Raw genomic sequence first — 14,134 nt, 5'->3', positions numbered from 1 at the left:
AACGGGATGCAAGCGGAAAACCGCCTGTCTGTCCGCGAAAAGCCTCTATTCCGCGCCTTTCTGTGCTTTATTTTCCGCCTTCGTCGTCAGGCGGATTGCCGTCGTAGACGTCGTTGCGGCGATGCTGCAGGAAGGCGTCGCGCGTGAAGGTGTACTTGTCGAGCGCCGCATCATCGAGCAGGCGGCCGGCGCGCAGGTACTTCGCCCGCGTATCGACAGCCTCCAGGAAGGACAGCGAATTGCGCCAGGCCACGTCGTTCATGTTGCCGAGCACGCTGCCGGCACGGTCCACCGGCAATGCGGCCGTATCGCGCAGGGTCGAGGGGCCGAACACCGGCAGCACCACGTACGGGCCGGCGCCCACGCCCCAGCGGCCGAGCGTCTGGCCGAAATCTTCCTCGTGGCGGTCGATGCCCGCTTCGGTGGCGATGTCGAGAAGGCCGCCAAGACCGAACAGGGTGTTGACGTTGACCCGCATGAAGGTCTCGGCGCTGTTCTGCAGCCTGAGCTGGGCCACGCTGTTGGCAAAGCTCCAGACATCGCCCAGGTTGCCAAAGAAATTGCTCACGCCGGTGCGCACCATGGAAGGCAGCACGCGCTGGTAGGCGGTGGCCACGGGCACGAGCACCGCCTCGTCGACCGTGTCGTTGAAGCGGGTGACGCCCCGGTTCATCGGCTCGAAAGGGTCGGCCGGATTGGCCCCGGGGCCGGTCGCGCATCCTGCAATGAGCGAAAAAGCGGCTGCAGCACCCGCCCAGCGGGCATGTTTCGCTATATTTTTAATAGCGAAGGACGAAAAAAGGCTTGTTTTCATTTCTTGTTGGCTGTTCCCGGCGTCGAGGTATTTCCTTCGGCCGCCTTGCTGTAGAGGAACTGGCTGATCAGGTTTTCCAGCACCACGGCCGATTGGGTCGAGGTGACGGTGTCGCCGGCTTGCAGGTTCTTCTCCTCGGCGCCCGCCTCGATTCCGATGTACTGCTCGCCGAGCAGGCCACTGGTCAGGATCTTGAGCGAGCTGTCCTTGGGAAAACTGTAACGGTTTTGCAATGCCAGTGTGACGCTGGCCTGAAAAGACTTGTCGTCGAACGAGATGGATTCCACACGGCCGACCACCACGCCGGCGCTCTTGACCGCCGTTTGCGGCTTGAGGCCGCCGATGTTGTCGAAACGCGCGGTGACGTTGTAGGTCTTCTGGAAGTTCAGGCTCAGCAGGTTGGCCGACTGCAGCGCGAGGAACAGCAGCGCCGCGCCGCCGATCAGGACGAACAGGCCGACCCAGATGTCGTTGTTGGAACGTTGCATGGTTTGCACTCTCTAGAACGATTGGAGCCGGGGCTCCTTCAAATACTGAACATCATGGCGGTGAGCAGGAAGTCGAGCCCCAGCACCGAAAGCGAGGCCATCACCACCGTGCGCGTGGTTGCGCGCGACACGCCTTCGGGCGTGGGCTGGGCCTCGTAGCCCTGCAGCAGCGCGATGAAGGTCACGGTGAAGCCGAACACGATGCTCTTGATCACGCCGTTGCCCACGTCGCGCCAGACATCGACGCCGCCCTGCATCTGGCCCCAGAACGCGCCCGGGTCCACGCCCAGCATCAGCACGCCCACCACATAGCCGCCCATGATGCCGACCGCGCTGAACACGGCCGCCAGCAGCGGCATCGTGATCACGCCGGCCCAGAAACGCGGCGCAAGGATGCGCTGCACCGGGTCGACCGCCATCATCTCCATGGCGCTGAGCTGCTCGCCGGCCTTCATGAGGCCGATCTCCGCAGTGAGCGAAGTACCGGCACGCCCCGTGAACAGCAAGGCGGCCACCACGGGCCCGAGCTCGCGCACCAGGCTCAGTGCCACCAAGAGGCCGAGCGCCTCGGAAGAACCGTAGCGCTGCAGCGCGTAGTACATCTGCAGGCCCAGCACGAAGCCGACGAAAAGCCCCGACACCGCGATGATCGCCAGCGAGTAGTTGCCCAGGAAGTGGATCTGGTCGCGCACCAGCCCGAAGCGCTGCAAGCTTCGTGCCCCCTGCACCAGCAGGCGCAGGAACAGCTTGGCGCCATAGCCCAGGTCGGCCAGCTTGCTGCGCACGGCAAAGCCGATGTCGGCGGGCTTCCACCAGCTCATGACCGCCCTCCTTCATTGCCGAAATCTTCCTCGATGCTGGCCACGGGGTAGTGAAAGTGCACCGGCCCGTCGGGCAGTGCATTGACGAACTGGTGGACCAGCGGATCGGCGCTCTCGCGCACCTCTGCAGGCGTGCCCTGCGCGGCGATGCCGCCGTTGGCCAGGATGATCACGTGGTCGGCGATGCGGAAGGTTTCCTCGAGGTCGTGCGACACGACGATGCTGGTCAGCCCCAGCGTGTCATTGAGCTGGCGGATCAGCCGCGCGGCCGTGCCCAGGGAAATCGGGTCGAGGCCGGCAAAGGGCTCGTCGTACATCACGAGATCGGGGTCGAGCGCAATGGCGCGCGCCAGGGCCACGCGCCGCGCCATGCCGCCGGACACCTCGCTGGGCATCAGGTCGCGCGCGCCGCGCAAGCCCACGGCGTCGAGCTTCATGAGCACGATGTCGCGCACCAGCGCTTCCGAGAGCTGCGTGTGCTCGCGCAGCGGAAACGCGACGTTGTCGAACACGCTCATGTCAGTGAACAGCGCACCGAACTGGAACAGCATGCCCATGCGGCGCCGCGCCTTGTACAGCCCCGCGGCGTCGAACTTGCCGACGTCCTGGCCGTCGAAAAGCACCTCGCCGCGCTGCACCCGCTGCTGGCCGCCGATGAGCCGCAGCACGGTGGTCTTGCCGCCGCCCGAGGCGCCCATCAGCGCCGTCACCTTGCCGCGCGGCACGGCAAACGACACACCGCCGAGGATCGCCCGTGCGCCGTAGCCGAACGTAACGTCGCGGAACTCGACAAAGGGGTGTGGCAGTGGTGCGGCTGATTCCATCTCAATAAAAAAGCCGGGCACCTTCTCAGGCATCCCGGCATGCGGTTTCCGCGAATGATAGCGGGGCCGTGGCCGGCCCCGCAAAACTGAAACAAAAATCAGCGTGGCAGGTCGCTGAATCCCATCAGGAATTCATCCACCGAACGCGCGGCCTGGCGGCCTTCCCGGATCGCCCACACCACGAGCGACTGGCCGCGGCGGATGTCGCCCGCTGCAAACACCTTCGGCACGTTGGTGGCATAGCCGCCGATGAAGTCGACCGTGGCCTTGGCGTTGCCGCGTGCATCCTTCTCGACGCCGAAGGCGTCCAGCACGTTGGCCACCGGGCTCACGAAGCCCATGGCCAGCAGCACGAGGTCGGCCTTGAGGATCTGCTCGCTGCCGGCCACTTCCTGCATGCGGCCGTCCTTCCACTCGACGCGCACGGTCTTCAGGCCGGTGATCTTGCCTTTTTCGCCGATGAATTCCTTGGTGGAGATGGCGAACTCGCGCTCGCAGCCTTCTTCATGGCTGGAGCTGGTGCGCAGCTTGATCGGCCAGTAGGGCCAGGTCAGCGGGCGGTTTTCTTCTTCCGGCGGCTGCGGCATCAGCTCGAACTGCGTGACGCTGGCCGCGCCATGGCGGTTGCTGGTGCCCACGCAGTCGGAGCCGGTGTCGCCGCCGCCGATCACGATCACGTGCTTGCCGTCGGCGCGCAGCTGGCCCTTGACCTTGTCGCCCGCGTTGACGCGGTTCTGCTGCGGCAGGAACTCCATCGCAAAATGAATGCCGTCGAGGTCACGGCCCGGCACCGGCAGGTCGCGCGACTGCTCGGCACCGCCGGTGAGCACCACGGCGTCGAAGTCCTTCTGCAGCTGCTCGGGCGTGACGGTTTCCTTGGCCAGGTTGGTGACCTTGGAGCCCTTGCCCAGCGGGTCCTTCGCGGCGCCGACCATCACGCCGGTGCGGAAGGTCACGCCCTCGGCCTTCATCTGCTCGACGCGGCGGTCGATGTGGGTCTTCTCCATCTTGAAGTCGGGAATGCCGTAGCGCAGCAGGCCGCCGATGCGGTCGTTCTTCTCGAACAGCGTCACATCGTGGCCGGCGCGCGCGAGCTGCTGCGCCGCCGCCATGCCGGCCGGGCCCGAACCCACCACCGCCACCTTCTTGCCGGTCTTGTGCTTGGCGACGCGCGGCGCCACCCAGCCTTCGTCCCAGGCGCGGTCGATGATCGCGTGCTCGATCGACTTGATGCCGATCGGATCGTCGTTCACGTTGAGCACGCAGGCCGCCTCGCAGGGCGCGGGGCAGATGCGGCCGGTGAATTCCGGGAAGTTGTTGGTCGAGTCGAGCACCGCGAAGGCGTTTTGCCAGTCGTTGCGGTACACGAGGTCGTTGAAGTCCGGAATGACGTTGTTGACCGGGCAGCCGCTGTTGCAGAACGGCGTGCCGCAGTCCATGCAGCGCGCGCCCTGCACCTTGGCCTGCTCCGGCGTCAGGCCGACGACGAATTCCTTGTAGTGCTTGACGCGCTCGGAGGCGGGGCGGTAGCCCTCTTCGATGCGCTCATGCTCCATGAAGCCGGTGATCTTTCCCATCGTGCTTTCCTCTGTTCTTCGTTTTCGTTGCCGCTCAGACCGCAGCCGTCGTGGCCGGTGCGACCAACGCGTGCGGCTCCAGGCCCATGTGCGCGTTGTTGCCGCTGCTCGTGAGCTCGACCTTGCGGTCGTGCAGCTCGGCGAGCGCGCGCTTGTACTCGTTCGGGAACACCTTGACGAACTTGGTGCGCGAGACGGCCCAGTTGTCGAGCAGTTCGCGCGCGCGCTTGCTGCCGGTCCAGCGGTGGTGCTCTTCGAGCAGCTTCTTGAGCTGGGCCTCGTCGGTCTCGCCGCCGTGCCAGACCTTGCGGTGCATGCTCGCCGTCTGCTCGGCCGAGGTCAGCACCTTGTCGAGCGACACCATCGAGAGATTGCAGCGCGTGGCGAACTGGCCGTCCTCGTCGTAGACGAAGGCCACGCCGCCGCTCATGCCGGCCGCGAAGTTGCGGCCCGTCTTGCCGAGCACAGCGACCGTGCCGCCCGTCATGTATTCGCAGCCATGGTCGCCCGTGCCTTCGACAACGGCAGTGGCACCCGAGAGGCGCACGGCAAAGCGCTCGCCGGCCACGCCGCAGAGGTAGGCCTCGCCAGTGGTCGCGCCGTAGAGCGCGGTGTTGCCCACGATGGTGTTGCGCACCGCTTCGCCGCGGAAGTCGAGGCTCGGGCGCACCACCACGCGGCCGCCCGAGAGGCCCTTGCCGGTGTAGTCGTTGGCATCGCCGATCAGGTAGAGCGTGATGCCGCGCGCGAGAAACGCGCCGAACGACTGGCCGCCCGTGCCTTCGAGCTGGATGCGGATCGAGTCGTCGGGCAGGCCCTGCGGATGCACCTTGGTCAGCGCGCCCGACAGCATGGCGCCCACCGAGCGGTTGACGTTGCGCGCCACCTCGATGAACTGCACCTTCTCGCCGCGCTCGATGGCCGGACGCGACTTCTCGATGAGCTTGACGTCGAGCGCACGCTCCAGGCCGTGGTCCTGGTTCTCGACGTGGAAGCGCGGCACTTCGGCCGGCACGATCGGCAGCGCGAACAGGCGGCTGAAATCGAGGCCCGAAGCCTTCCAGTGCTCGATGCCCTTGCGCATGTCGAGCAGGTCGGCGCGGCCGATCAGGTCGTCGAACTTGCGGATGCCGAGCTGGGCCATGATCTGGCGCACTTCTTCCGCAACGAAGAAGAAGTAGTTGACGACGTGCTCGGGCTTGCCCGAGAACTTCTTGCGCAGGATCGGGTCTTGCGTGGCCACGCCCACCGGGCAGGTGTTCAGGTGGCACTTGCGCATCATGATGCAGCCCTCGACCACCAGCGGGGCCGTGGCAAAGCCGAACTCGTCGGCGCCCAGCAGCGCGCCGATGGCGACATCGCGGCCGGTCTTCATCTGGCCGTCGGCCTGCACGCGGATGCGGCTGCGCAGGCGGTTGAGCACCAGCGTCTGCTGCGTTTCAGCCAGGCCGATTTCCCACGGGCTGCCCGCGTGCTTGATCGACGACCAGGGCGATGCGCCGGTGCCGCCGTCATGGCCCGCGATCACCACATGGTCGCTCTTGCACTTGGCCACGCCCGCCGCGATGGTGCCCACGCCGATTTCGCTCACCAGCTTGACGCTGATGCTCGCATGCGGCGCGGCGTTCTTCAGGTCGTGGATCAGCTGCGCGAGGTCTTCGATCGAGTAGATGTCATGGTGCGGCGGCGGCGAGATCAGGCCCACGCCCGGCACCGCGTAGCGCTGCTTGCCGATGTACTCGGTGACCTTGCCGCCCGGCAGCTGGCCGCCCTCGCCCGGCTTGGCGCCCTGCGCCATCTTGATCTGGATCTGGTCGGCCGAATGCAGATACTCGGCCGTGACGCCGAAGCGCCCCGATGCCACCTGCTTGATGCGCGAACGCAGCGAGTCGCCGTCCTTCAGGGGCAGGTCGACCTCGACGTTGGCCGCGCCGATCACGCTCTTGAGCGTGTCGCCCTGCTTGATCGGGATGCCTTTGAGTTCGTTGCGGTAGCGCGCCGGGTCTTCGCCGCCCTCGCCCGTGTTGCTCTTGCCGCCGATGCGGTTCATGGCAATCGCGAGCGTGGAGTGCGCCTCGGTGCTGATCGAGCCGAGCGACATCGCGCCCGTGGCAAAGCGCTTGACGATCTCGGCAGCCGGCTCGACCTCGTCCACCGGAATGGCCTTGGCCGGATCCAGCTTGAACTCGAACAGGCCGCGCAGCGTGAGATGGCGGCGGTTCTGGTCGTTGATGAGCTGCGCGTATTCCTTGTAGGTGTTCCAGTTGTTGGAGCGCGTGCTGTGCTGCAGCTTGGCGATGGCGTCGGGCGTCCACATGTGCTCTTCGCCGCGCGTGCGCCAGGCGTATTCGCCGCCGGCGTCGAGCATGTTGGAGAGCACCGGGTCGTCGCCGAACGCGGCCTTGTGCATGCGGATGGCTTCCTCGGCGATCTCGAACACGCCGATGCCCTCGACGCGGCTGGCGGTGCCGGTGAAGTACTTGTTGACCGTCTCGGTGTTGAGGCCGATGGCTTCGAACAGCTGCGCGCCGCAGTAGCTCATGTAGGTGCTGACACCCATCTTCGACATGATCTTGGACAGACCCTTGCCGATCGCCTTGACGTAGTTGTAGACCGCCTTCTCCGCGCTCATGTCGCCCGGCAGGTCGGCGTGCATGGCGGCCAGCGTCTCCATCGCGAGGTAGGGGTGCACGGCTTCGGCGCCGTAGCCCGCGAGCACGCCGAAGTGATGCACTTCGCGCGCCGAGCCGGTTTCCACCACCAGGCCGGCCGTGGTGCGCAGGCCCTCGCGCACCAGGTACTGGTGCACGGCCGACAGCGCCAGCACGGCGGGGATCGCCACCTGCGTCGGGCTCACGCCGCGGTCGCTCACGATCAGGATGTTGTGGCCGCCCTTGATGGCATCCACCGCTTCGGCGCACAGCGACGCCAGCTTGGCTTCGACGCCCTCATAGCCCCAGGCGAGCGGGTAGGTGATGTCGAGCACATAGCTCTTGAACTTGCCCTGCGTATAGGTGCCGATGTCGCGCAGCTTGGCCATGTCGGCGAAGTCGAGGATCGGCTGGCTCACCTCGAGCCGCATCGGCGGGTTGACCTGGTTGATGTCCAGCAGGTTGGGCTTGGGGCCGATGAAGGACACCAGCGACATCACGATCGCCTCGCGGATCGGGTCGATCGGCGGGTTGGTCACTTGCGCGAACAGCTGCTTGAAATAGTTGTAGAGCGGCTTGTTCTTGCTGGAGAGCACGGCCAGCGGGCTGTCGTTGCCCATGGAGCCGATGCCTTCTTCGCCGGCCTGCGCCATCGGGCTCATCAGGAACTTGATGTCCTCCTGGGTGTAGCCGAAGGCCTGCTGGCGGTCGAGCAGCGCGACCTGCGAGAGCGGCGCGGGCACCGGCTCGGCCTCGACGCTGTCCAGCTTGATGCGCAGGTTCTCGATCCACTGCTTGTAGGGCTTGCTGTTGGCGAGGGTGGCCTTGACCTCCTCGTCGTCGATCATGCGGCCCTGCTCCAGGTCGATCAGGAACATCTTGCCGGGCTGCAGGCGCCACTTGCGCACGATCTTCTGCTCGGGCACGGGCAGCACGCCCGACTCCGAGGCCATGATGACCAGGTCGTCGTCGGTCACGCAGTAGCGCGACGGGCGCAGGCCGTTGCGGTCGAGCGTGGCGCCGATCTGGCGGCCGTCGGTGAACACGATGGAGGCCGGGCCGTCCCAGGGCTCCAGCATGGCGGCGTGGTATTCGTAGAACGCGCGGCGGCGCGGGTCCATGGTGGCGTGCTGTTCCCAGGGCTCGGGAATCATCATCATCACGGCCTGGCTGATGGGGTAGCCGGCCATCGTCAACAGCTCGAGGCAGTTGTCGAAGGTGGCGGTGTCGGACTGGCCGGCAAAGCTGATCGGATAGAGCTTCTGCAGGTCGGCGCCCAGCACGGGCGAGGACATGACGCCTTCGCGCGCCTTCATCCAGTTGTAGTTGCCCTTGACCGTGTTGATTTCGCCGTTGTGGGCAACGTAGCGGTACGGGTGGGCCAGCGGCCACTCGGGGAAGGTGTTGGTCGAGAAGCGCTGGTGCACCAGTCCAAGCGCCGAGACGCAGCGCTTGTCCTGCAGGTCGAGGTAGTAGGTGCCGACCTGGTCGGCGAGCAGCAGGCCCTTGTAGACCACGGTGCGGCTCGACATGCTCGGAACATAGTATTCCTTGCTGTGCTTGAGCTTCAGCCGCTGGATGTTGGCGCTGGCGGTCTTGCGGATCACATAGAGCTTGCGTTCCAGCGCGTCCTGCACGATCACGTCGTTGCCGCGGCCGATGAACACCTGGCGCAGCAGCGGCTCCTTGGCGCGCACGGTGGGCGACATCGGCATGTCGCGGTTGACCGGCACGTCGCGCCAGCCCAGCAGCACCTGGCCTTCGGCCTTGATGGCGCGTTCCATTTCCTGCTCGCAGGCTTCGCGCGACGCGTGCTCCTTGGGCAGGAAGATCATGCCGACGCCGTATTCGCCCGGCGGAGGCAGCGTGACGCCCTGCTTGGCCATCTCTTCGCGGTAGAGGCGGTCGGGCAGCTGGATCAGGATGCCGGCGCCGTCGCCCATCAGCTTGTCAGCGCCCACTGCGCCGCGATGGTCGAGGTTCTCGAGGATCTTCAGGCCCTGCAGCACGATGGCATGGCTTTTCTCGCCCTTGATGTGCGCGACGAAGCCGACGCCGCAGGCATCGTGCTCATCGGCACCGGAATACAGACCGTGTTGTTGGAGATGTTCGATCTCGGCAGCCGTCGTCATGGCGCACTCCTTCAGTTTTTCGCAGGGAAGAGAAGGATATTGCGATGCACAAAGAATGCCAAACACTTTAAATGGGGTCAGATTCTAATTAAATCCCGACTTTTCTAGTCAGAATAAAATTAGGGACATATCAAAGAAAGTAGCAGAACTTCCATCTCCCGCGAGGAGGAGAAAGCATCAGCTCAAGAATCGGAAGCCGCCGGCGGGCGCCCGGCCTTGGCCTTGGCGACGCGGCGTTCTGTCGCTTTCTGAAGCGACGCCAAAAAATCCGCATCGCCGGCCGCCCAGCCGCGCAAGGTGGCCTCGGTGAGCGCGCCCTGGTCGGCCGCGCGCACGCCGCCGCGCACCAGTTCGACGTACGCCGCCTCGCGGGCAAAGGGCGTGTTGCCCAGTTCCCAGTACAGCGGATGCGGCGTCAGCAGCTTGTCGTGCCGCAGGCCCGCATAGTGTCCATGGCTGGACCATGGAAAGTCGCGCGCGTCCGACACCAGGCCGGCCCGCACAGGGTTGAGATCGATGTACGCCATGCAGGTCAGCAGATAGCGCTCGGTCTGGATCAGCGTCGACCTGTAGCGCCCTTCCCACAAGGTGCCGCTGCGGCCGTGGCGGTCGTTGAAATAGCGCACGTAGCTGCGCCCCACCGACTGCATGAACTGCGGCAGCCCGGTGGTCGTGTCGGGCGTGGCCAGCAGATGGAAGTGGTTGTCCATCAGCACATAGGCATGCAGCGCCACGCCGAAGCGCGGGGCCGCGTCCGCCAGCAGGCCGAGCAGCCGCTCGTGGTCGGCGCGGTCGATGAAGATGGCCTGGCGGTTGTTGCCGCGCTGGATCACGTGGTGCGGCAGGCCGGGGAGCGTGAGGCGGGGCAGACGGGCCATGGCGTGACGAGCGCGGCGCTATGCGCTTCGGCGGGCGTTCAGGGCAGGCGAAACCGCGTCTCACCCAGCGTGTCGAGTCCGAACTGCGACAGCAGCTCGCCGAGCCGCGCCGCTGCGCCAGCCTTGCGCTGCCCGGTGTGGCGCGCCAGGATCAGCTCGTTCTTCATGCTGTGCTCCCAGCCCACCAGTTCGGTGACGGTGACGCTGTAGCCATTGGCCTCGAGGTAGAGGCAGCGCAGCACGTTGGTGAGCTGGCTGCCGATTTCGCGGGTGTGCAGCGGATGGCGCCAGAGTTCGGCCAGGGGCGTACGCGACAAGGCCAGTGCCTTGGTTTCACGCAGGCAGGCCGCCACCTCGGCTTGGCAGCAGGGCACCAGCACCATGCAGCGCGCCTTCTTCGCGAGCCCGAAGGCGATCGCGTCGTCGGTGGCCGTGTCGCAGGCGTGCAGCGCGGTGACCACGTCGATGCGCTCGGGCAGCTCGCTCGCCTGGGCCGATTCGGCCACGGTGAGATTCAGGAAGGACATGCGCTCGAAGCCGAGTTGGCGTGCCAATACGCGCGATTTCTCGACCAGCTCGCTGCGCGTCTCGATGCCGTAGACATGGCCGCCCTCGCGCGAGCGGAAGAACAGGTCGTAGATGATGAAGCCCAGGTACGACTTGCCGGCGCCATGGTCGGCCAGCGTGGCCTCCGCGCCGCCGCCCGGCAGTTCGCGCAGCAACTGCTCGATGAACTGGAACAGGTGGTAGACCTGCTTGAGCTTGCGCCGCGAATCCTGGTTGAGCCGGCCTTCACGCGTGAGGATGTGCAGTTCCTTCAAAAGCTCGACGGACTGGCCCGGACGCAGGACCTCCGCCAGTTCGGCTTCGGCCTTGCCGGTCTTGGCCGTCTTCACGGCCCTGGTTGCTGCCGGCGTGTTCATGGCCGGGCACTCCCGGGGCCCACGTCCAGCGCGGCCCAGCCGTCCGGCCCCAGCGCTTCGAGCGTCTCGATGTTGCGCTCGAAGATGGCTTCGGCCTCCGGAAAGGCCTCGACCGCGCGGCTCACGCTGTCTTCGCGCAGCAGGTGCAGCGTGGGGTACGGCGCGCGGTTGGTGGCGTTGCCGATGTCGTCGGCGTCGGTGCCTGCGAACTGGAACCGCGGATGGAAGCTCGCGAGCTGGAACACGCCGTCGAAGCCCGCGCGCGCAAGCCGGCGTTCGGCGCGTGCCGTGAAGTCGTTGAAGTCCAGGAAATCGGCCAAGGTGTTGGGTGCTATCAGCAAGGTGGTGTCGCGCACGGAGGCATCGAGCGCGGCGAGTTCATCGGCCTCTGCCAGAAGCATGTCGATCAGCGCGGCTTCGTCGGCGGGCAGGTACACGGCATAGTGGATCTGCGCCTTGACGTGCACCGCCTTCGCGAACGGGCACAGGTTGAGTCCGATCACCGCGCGTTCGAGCCAGCGCCGCATGTCGGCTTCGGCCTGGATGGCATCGATTGTCGCCGGGCTGGTCATGCCACCTCCGCCGAAGGGCGAATTTGGCCGAGGCGCCGCGCCAGGGCCATGCCCGCCAGCGAACATGCGAGCGTGGCGGTCCACGTCCAGTGCCAACCGCCGGCACGCAGCGCCACCCAGGCCACCGCCGGCGGTGCCAGGAACTGCCCCAGGGACGATGCCTGCTGCATGAGCCCGACGGTGGTGGAAACCGTGGACGGGCCGGGCGCCAGCCGGACCCCGAGCAGGAACAGCGTGGCCGGCACCATGCCGCCGCCCAGCGAAAAGACGCAGACCGCGGCATAGCGAAGCACCGGCGGCAGGCCGAGTGCGTCGGCGCCCTGCCCCGCCTGCGCAAAGGCCGCAAAGCCGCCCAGCGCCATGGCCAGGAAACCCGCCTGCAGCAGGCGCTCGGGCGCGACGCCGCGCTGCAGCCAGCGGCCGCCCGCGACGTTGCCGACGATGTTCATCGCGGCCGCCACCGCCGTGAGCACCGCGCCCCAGCCGGCCGGCACGCCGGCGCCGGCGTAGATGGCCGGAAGAAAGCCGATCACCGCCATCCACTGGGCCGAATACACGGCGAAGGTCAGCGCGATCATCCAGGGTGCGCGTGCGCCGACCGTGGCGCGCAGGCGCGACGGCCAGCCGCCGGCCATGCCGCGCGCCGCACCCGTGCGCAATGCGTCCGCGGGCACCGCCAACCACAGCCAGAGCGCCGCGGCGGCCGACACGGCCGACAGCGTCCACCACCAGTCGGCCCATCCGCCCCAGGCGATCAGCGCCGGCCCGAAGAGCAGCGCAAGCGCAACGCCCAGCGGCATGTAGGCGCCCCATACGCCGAGCGCCGCCTTGTCCGCGCCCGGCGGCGTCAGGGCGCGGATCAGCCCCGGCCCCGGCATGACCGCCAGCAGAAAGCCGATGCCTTCGAGCGCGCGCAGGCCGAGCAGCCACTGCACCGCAAAGGCGCCGCCCAGCCAGCCCGCGCCGACCGCGCCGCCGAGCAGGCTCGCCACCGTCAGCACCACGAGGCCGGCCAGCATGCTGCGCCGCAGGCCGATGGTGTCGGCCGCAAGCCCGGCGATCAGCCCCAGGCTCATGCTCGCCACCTGCACCAGCGACAGCAGGAATCCGGCCTCGACCAGGTCGATGCCGAGCGACGCCTGCAGCGCCGGCACCGCGGGCGGCAGCTTGCCCAGGTGCAGCGCGGCGCTGACCCCGCCCAGCACCACGGCAAAGGCGGCGGCCGGAACGCGCGCGGAAGCAACAGCCGCAGGACTCATGGGACCACCTTCGCCCTGACGGGCTGCGGTGCGCGCTTGCTTGGGGCGGCCCGGCGCTGCGCTCATGAAATCCCGCGTCGGCCGGTCAGCCGTTCATGCTCGCGCACGGCGAAGCGGTCGGTCATGCCGGCGATGTAGTCGGCGACGGCGCGCTGCCTGTCGCGGCGGTCTGCGTAGGAAACAGGCATTTCGGCGCCGCGCTCCAGATAAGCCTCGAACAGTTCCCGCACCACCTGCTGCGCCTGGTCGGTGGTCTGCCTCACCTGCGGATGGCGGTAGAGGTTGCGGAACAAAAAGGCCTTGAGCTCGTTCGATTGCGCCTGCATCGTCTCGCTGAACGCAACGAGCGGCGGCGCGTTGCGCACGTCGTCGGCATCGGCCGGCTTCGTGGCTTCCAGGGCCGCACGGGTGGCGTCGATCACATCGTAGACCTGCGCGCTCAGCATGCGCCGGATGGTTTCGTAGAGCACGCGCCGCCCTTCCAGCTGCGGGTATTCGGCCAGCGCTTCGCGGCGGTAGCACTCGAACAGTTCCACCTCGCCGAGCTGCTCGACGTTGATCAGGCCGGAGCGCACGCCGTCGTCGATGTCATGCGCGTTGTAGGCGATCGCGTCGGCCAGGTTGCACAGCTGCGCCTCGAGGCCCGGCTGCGTGCGGTCGAGGAAGCGGCGCGCCACGCCGTGGGGCTCGCCCGCCTCCAGGCGCTCGGCATTGGCGCGCGAGCAGTGCTTGAGGATGCCCTCGCGCGTCTCGAAGCTGAGATTCAGTCCGTCGTACTGCGGATAGCGGTGCTCCAGGGCGTCGACCACGCGCAGGCTCTGCAGGTTGTGCTCGAAGCCGCCGTGGCCTTCCATGCAGGCGTTGAGCGCGTCCTGCCCCGCATGGCCGAACGGCGTGTGGCCGAGGTCGTGCGCGAGGGCAATCGCTTCCACCAAATCTTCGTTGATGCGCAGCGCGCGCGCGATGGAGCGGCCCAGCTGTGCGACTTCGAGCGAATGCGTGAGCCGGGTGCGGAACAGGTCGCCTTCATGGTTCAGGAAGACCTGCGTCTTGTAGACCAGCCGCCGGAACGCGGTGGAATGCACGATGCGGTCGCGGTCGCGCTGGAAGGCGTCGCGCGTGGGCGCCGGCGGCTCGGCATGGCGCCTCCCGCGCGAGCGCGCGGGGTGGCAGGCATAGGCCGCGAGGCTCATCG

General features: G+C 67.1%; 11 protein-coding genes. All 11 read right to left on the bottom strand.

All coding sequences use genetic code 11. From position 1 onward, the window contains the following. Window positions 1-67 precede the first annotated feature (67 nt). The 11 genes from RZE77_RS05570 to RZE77_RS05520 all read right to left on the bottom strand — a co-directional run bounded on the left by RZE77_RS05570 (window position 68) and on the right by RZE77_RS05520 (window position 14,132). On the bottom strand, window positions 68-814 hold the full coding sequence (locus tag RZE77_RS05570; protein ID WP_319441036.1) for an MlaA family lipoprotein: 747 nt from the start codon (window positions 812-814) through the stop codon (window positions 68-70). Further along, window positions 811-1,302, bottom strand: coding sequence for an outer membrane lipid asymmetry maintenance protein MlaD (gene mlaD, locus RZE77_RS05565; protein ID WP_012746305.1), 492 nt, complete (start codon window positions 1,300-1,302; stop codon window positions 811-813). Before mlaD ends, RZE77_RS05570 begins: the two co-directional genes overlap by 4 nt. A gap of 38 nt (window positions 1,303-1,340) precedes the next feature. After that, window positions 1,341-2,123 carry a lipid asymmetry maintenance ABC transporter permease subunit MlaE gene (gene mlaE, locus RZE77_RS05560; protein WP_018906525.1) on the bottom strand — a complete coding sequence of 261 codons (783 nt, stop codon included), beginning with the start codon at window positions 2,121-2,123 and terminating at the stop codon, window positions 1,341-1,343. Beyond that, on the bottom strand, window positions 2,120-2,980 hold the full coding sequence (locus tag RZE77_RS05555; RefSeq protein WP_319441035.1) for an ABC transporter ATP-binding protein: 861 nt from the start codon (window positions 2,978-2,980) through the stop codon (window positions 2,120-2,122). The genes mlaE and RZE77_RS05555 overlap by 4 nt, the downstream gene beginning before the upstream one ends. 65 nt (window positions 2,981-3,045) lie before the next feature. Then, the gene (locus RZE77_RS05550; RefSeq protein ID WP_319441034.1) at window positions 3,046-4,524 is read right to left on the bottom strand and encodes a glutamate synthase subunit beta; all 1,479 of its coding nucleotides are present in this window, start codon (window positions 4,522-4,524) and stop codon (window positions 3,046-3,048) included. A 34-nt stretch (window positions 4,525-4,558) separates the two neighbouring features. Then, window positions 4,559-9,307: a glutamate synthase-related protein gene (locus tag RZE77_RS05545; protein ID WP_319441033.1), complete on the bottom strand. Its 4,749-nt coding sequence runs from the start codon at window positions 9,305-9,307 to the stop codon at window positions 4,559-4,561. A 182-nt stretch (window positions 9,308-9,489) separates the two neighbouring features. Next, window positions 9,490-10,185 (bottom strand): transposase, encoded by a 696-nt coding sequence (locus RZE77_RS05540; RefSeq protein WP_319441032.1) that lies wholly within the window; start codon window positions 10,183-10,185, stop codon window positions 9,490-9,492. Between the two features lie 38 nt (window positions 10,186-10,223). Continuing rightward, window positions 10,224-11,108 (bottom strand): class I SAM-dependent methyltransferase, encoded by an 885-nt coding sequence (locus tag RZE77_RS05535; protein WP_319441031.1) that lies wholly within the window; start codon window positions 11,106-11,108, stop codon window positions 10,224-10,226. After that, window positions 11,105-11,680 carry a DUF1415 domain-containing protein gene (locus tag RZE77_RS05530; RefSeq protein ID WP_319441030.1) on the bottom strand — a complete coding sequence of 192 codons (576 nt, stop codon included), beginning with the start codon at window positions 11,678-11,680 and terminating at the stop codon, window positions 11,105-11,107. The genes RZE77_RS05535 and RZE77_RS05530 overlap by 4 nt, the downstream gene beginning before the upstream one ends. Beyond that, complete coding sequence (locus RZE77_RS05525; RefSeq protein ID WP_319441029.1) at window positions 11,677-12,939, bottom strand: MFS transporter; 1,263 nt, start codon at window positions 12,937-12,939, stop codon at window positions 11,677-11,679. Before RZE77_RS05525 ends, RZE77_RS05530 begins: the two co-directional genes overlap by 4 nt. Before the next feature lie 62 nt (window positions 12,940-13,001). After that, window positions 13,002-14,132, bottom strand: coding sequence for a deoxyguanosinetriphosphate triphosphohydrolase (locus RZE77_RS05520; protein WP_319441028.1), 1,131 nt, complete (start codon window positions 14,130-14,132; stop codon window positions 13,002-13,004). Window positions 14,133-14,134 lie beyond the last annotated feature (2 nt).

This window comes from Variovorax sp. SPNA7 (assembly GCF_033807855.1).
GTDB lineage: Bacteria > Pseudomonadota > Gammaproteobacteria > Burkholderiales > Burkholderiaceae_C > Variovorax > Variovorax beijingensis.
This window is presented reverse-complemented; position numbering and strand designations above follow the sequence as displayed.

What these genes read in the sequence shown, in the direction of transcription:
- RZE77_RS05535 (WP_319441031.1), bottom strand. Translation starts at nt 11,108, where the DNA reads ATGAACACGCCGGCAGCAACCAGGGCCGTGAAGACGGCCAAGACCGGC.
- RZE77_RS05520 (WP_319441028.1), bottom strand. Translation starts at nt 14,132, where the DNA reads ATGAGCCTCGCGGCCTATGCCTGCCACCCCGCGCGCTCGCGCGGGAGG.
- mlaD (WP_012746305.1), bottom strand. Translation starts at nt 1,302, where the DNA reads ATGCAACGTTCCAACAACGACATCTGGGTCGGCCTGTTCGTCCTGATC.
- RZE77_RS05525 (WP_319441029.1), bottom strand. Translation starts at nt 12,939, where the DNA reads ATGAGTCCTGCGGCTGTTGCTTCCGCGCGCGTTCCGGCCGCCGCCTTT.
- RZE77_RS05555 (WP_319441035.1), bottom strand. Translation starts at nt 2,980, where the DNA reads ATGCCTGAGAAGGTGCCCGGCTTTTTTATTGAGATGGAATCAGCCGCA.
- RZE77_RS05570 (WP_319441036.1), bottom strand. Translation starts at nt 814, where the DNA reads ATGAAAACAAGCCTTTTTTCGTCCTTCGCTATTAAAAATATAGCGAAA.
- RZE77_RS05550 (WP_319441034.1), bottom strand. Translation starts at nt 4,524, where the DNA reads ATGGGAAAGATCACCGGCTTCATGGAGCATGAGCGCATCGAAGAGGGC.
- RZE77_RS05540 (WP_319441032.1), bottom strand. Translation starts at nt 10,185, where the DNA reads ATGGCCCGTCTGCCCCGCCTCACGCTCCCCGGCCTGCCGCACCACGTG.
- RZE77_RS05545 (WP_319441033.1), bottom strand. Translation starts at nt 9,307, where the DNA reads ATGACGACGGCTGCCGAGATCGAACATCTCCAACAACACGGTCTGTAT.
- RZE77_RS05530 (WP_319441030.1), bottom strand. Translation starts at nt 11,680, where the DNA reads ATGACCAGCCCGGCGACAATCGATGCCATCCAGGCCGAAGCCGACATG.
- mlaE (WP_018906525.1), bottom strand. Translation starts at nt 2,123, where the DNA reads ATGAGCTGGTGGAAGCCCGCCGACATCGGCTTTGCCGTGCGCAGCAAG.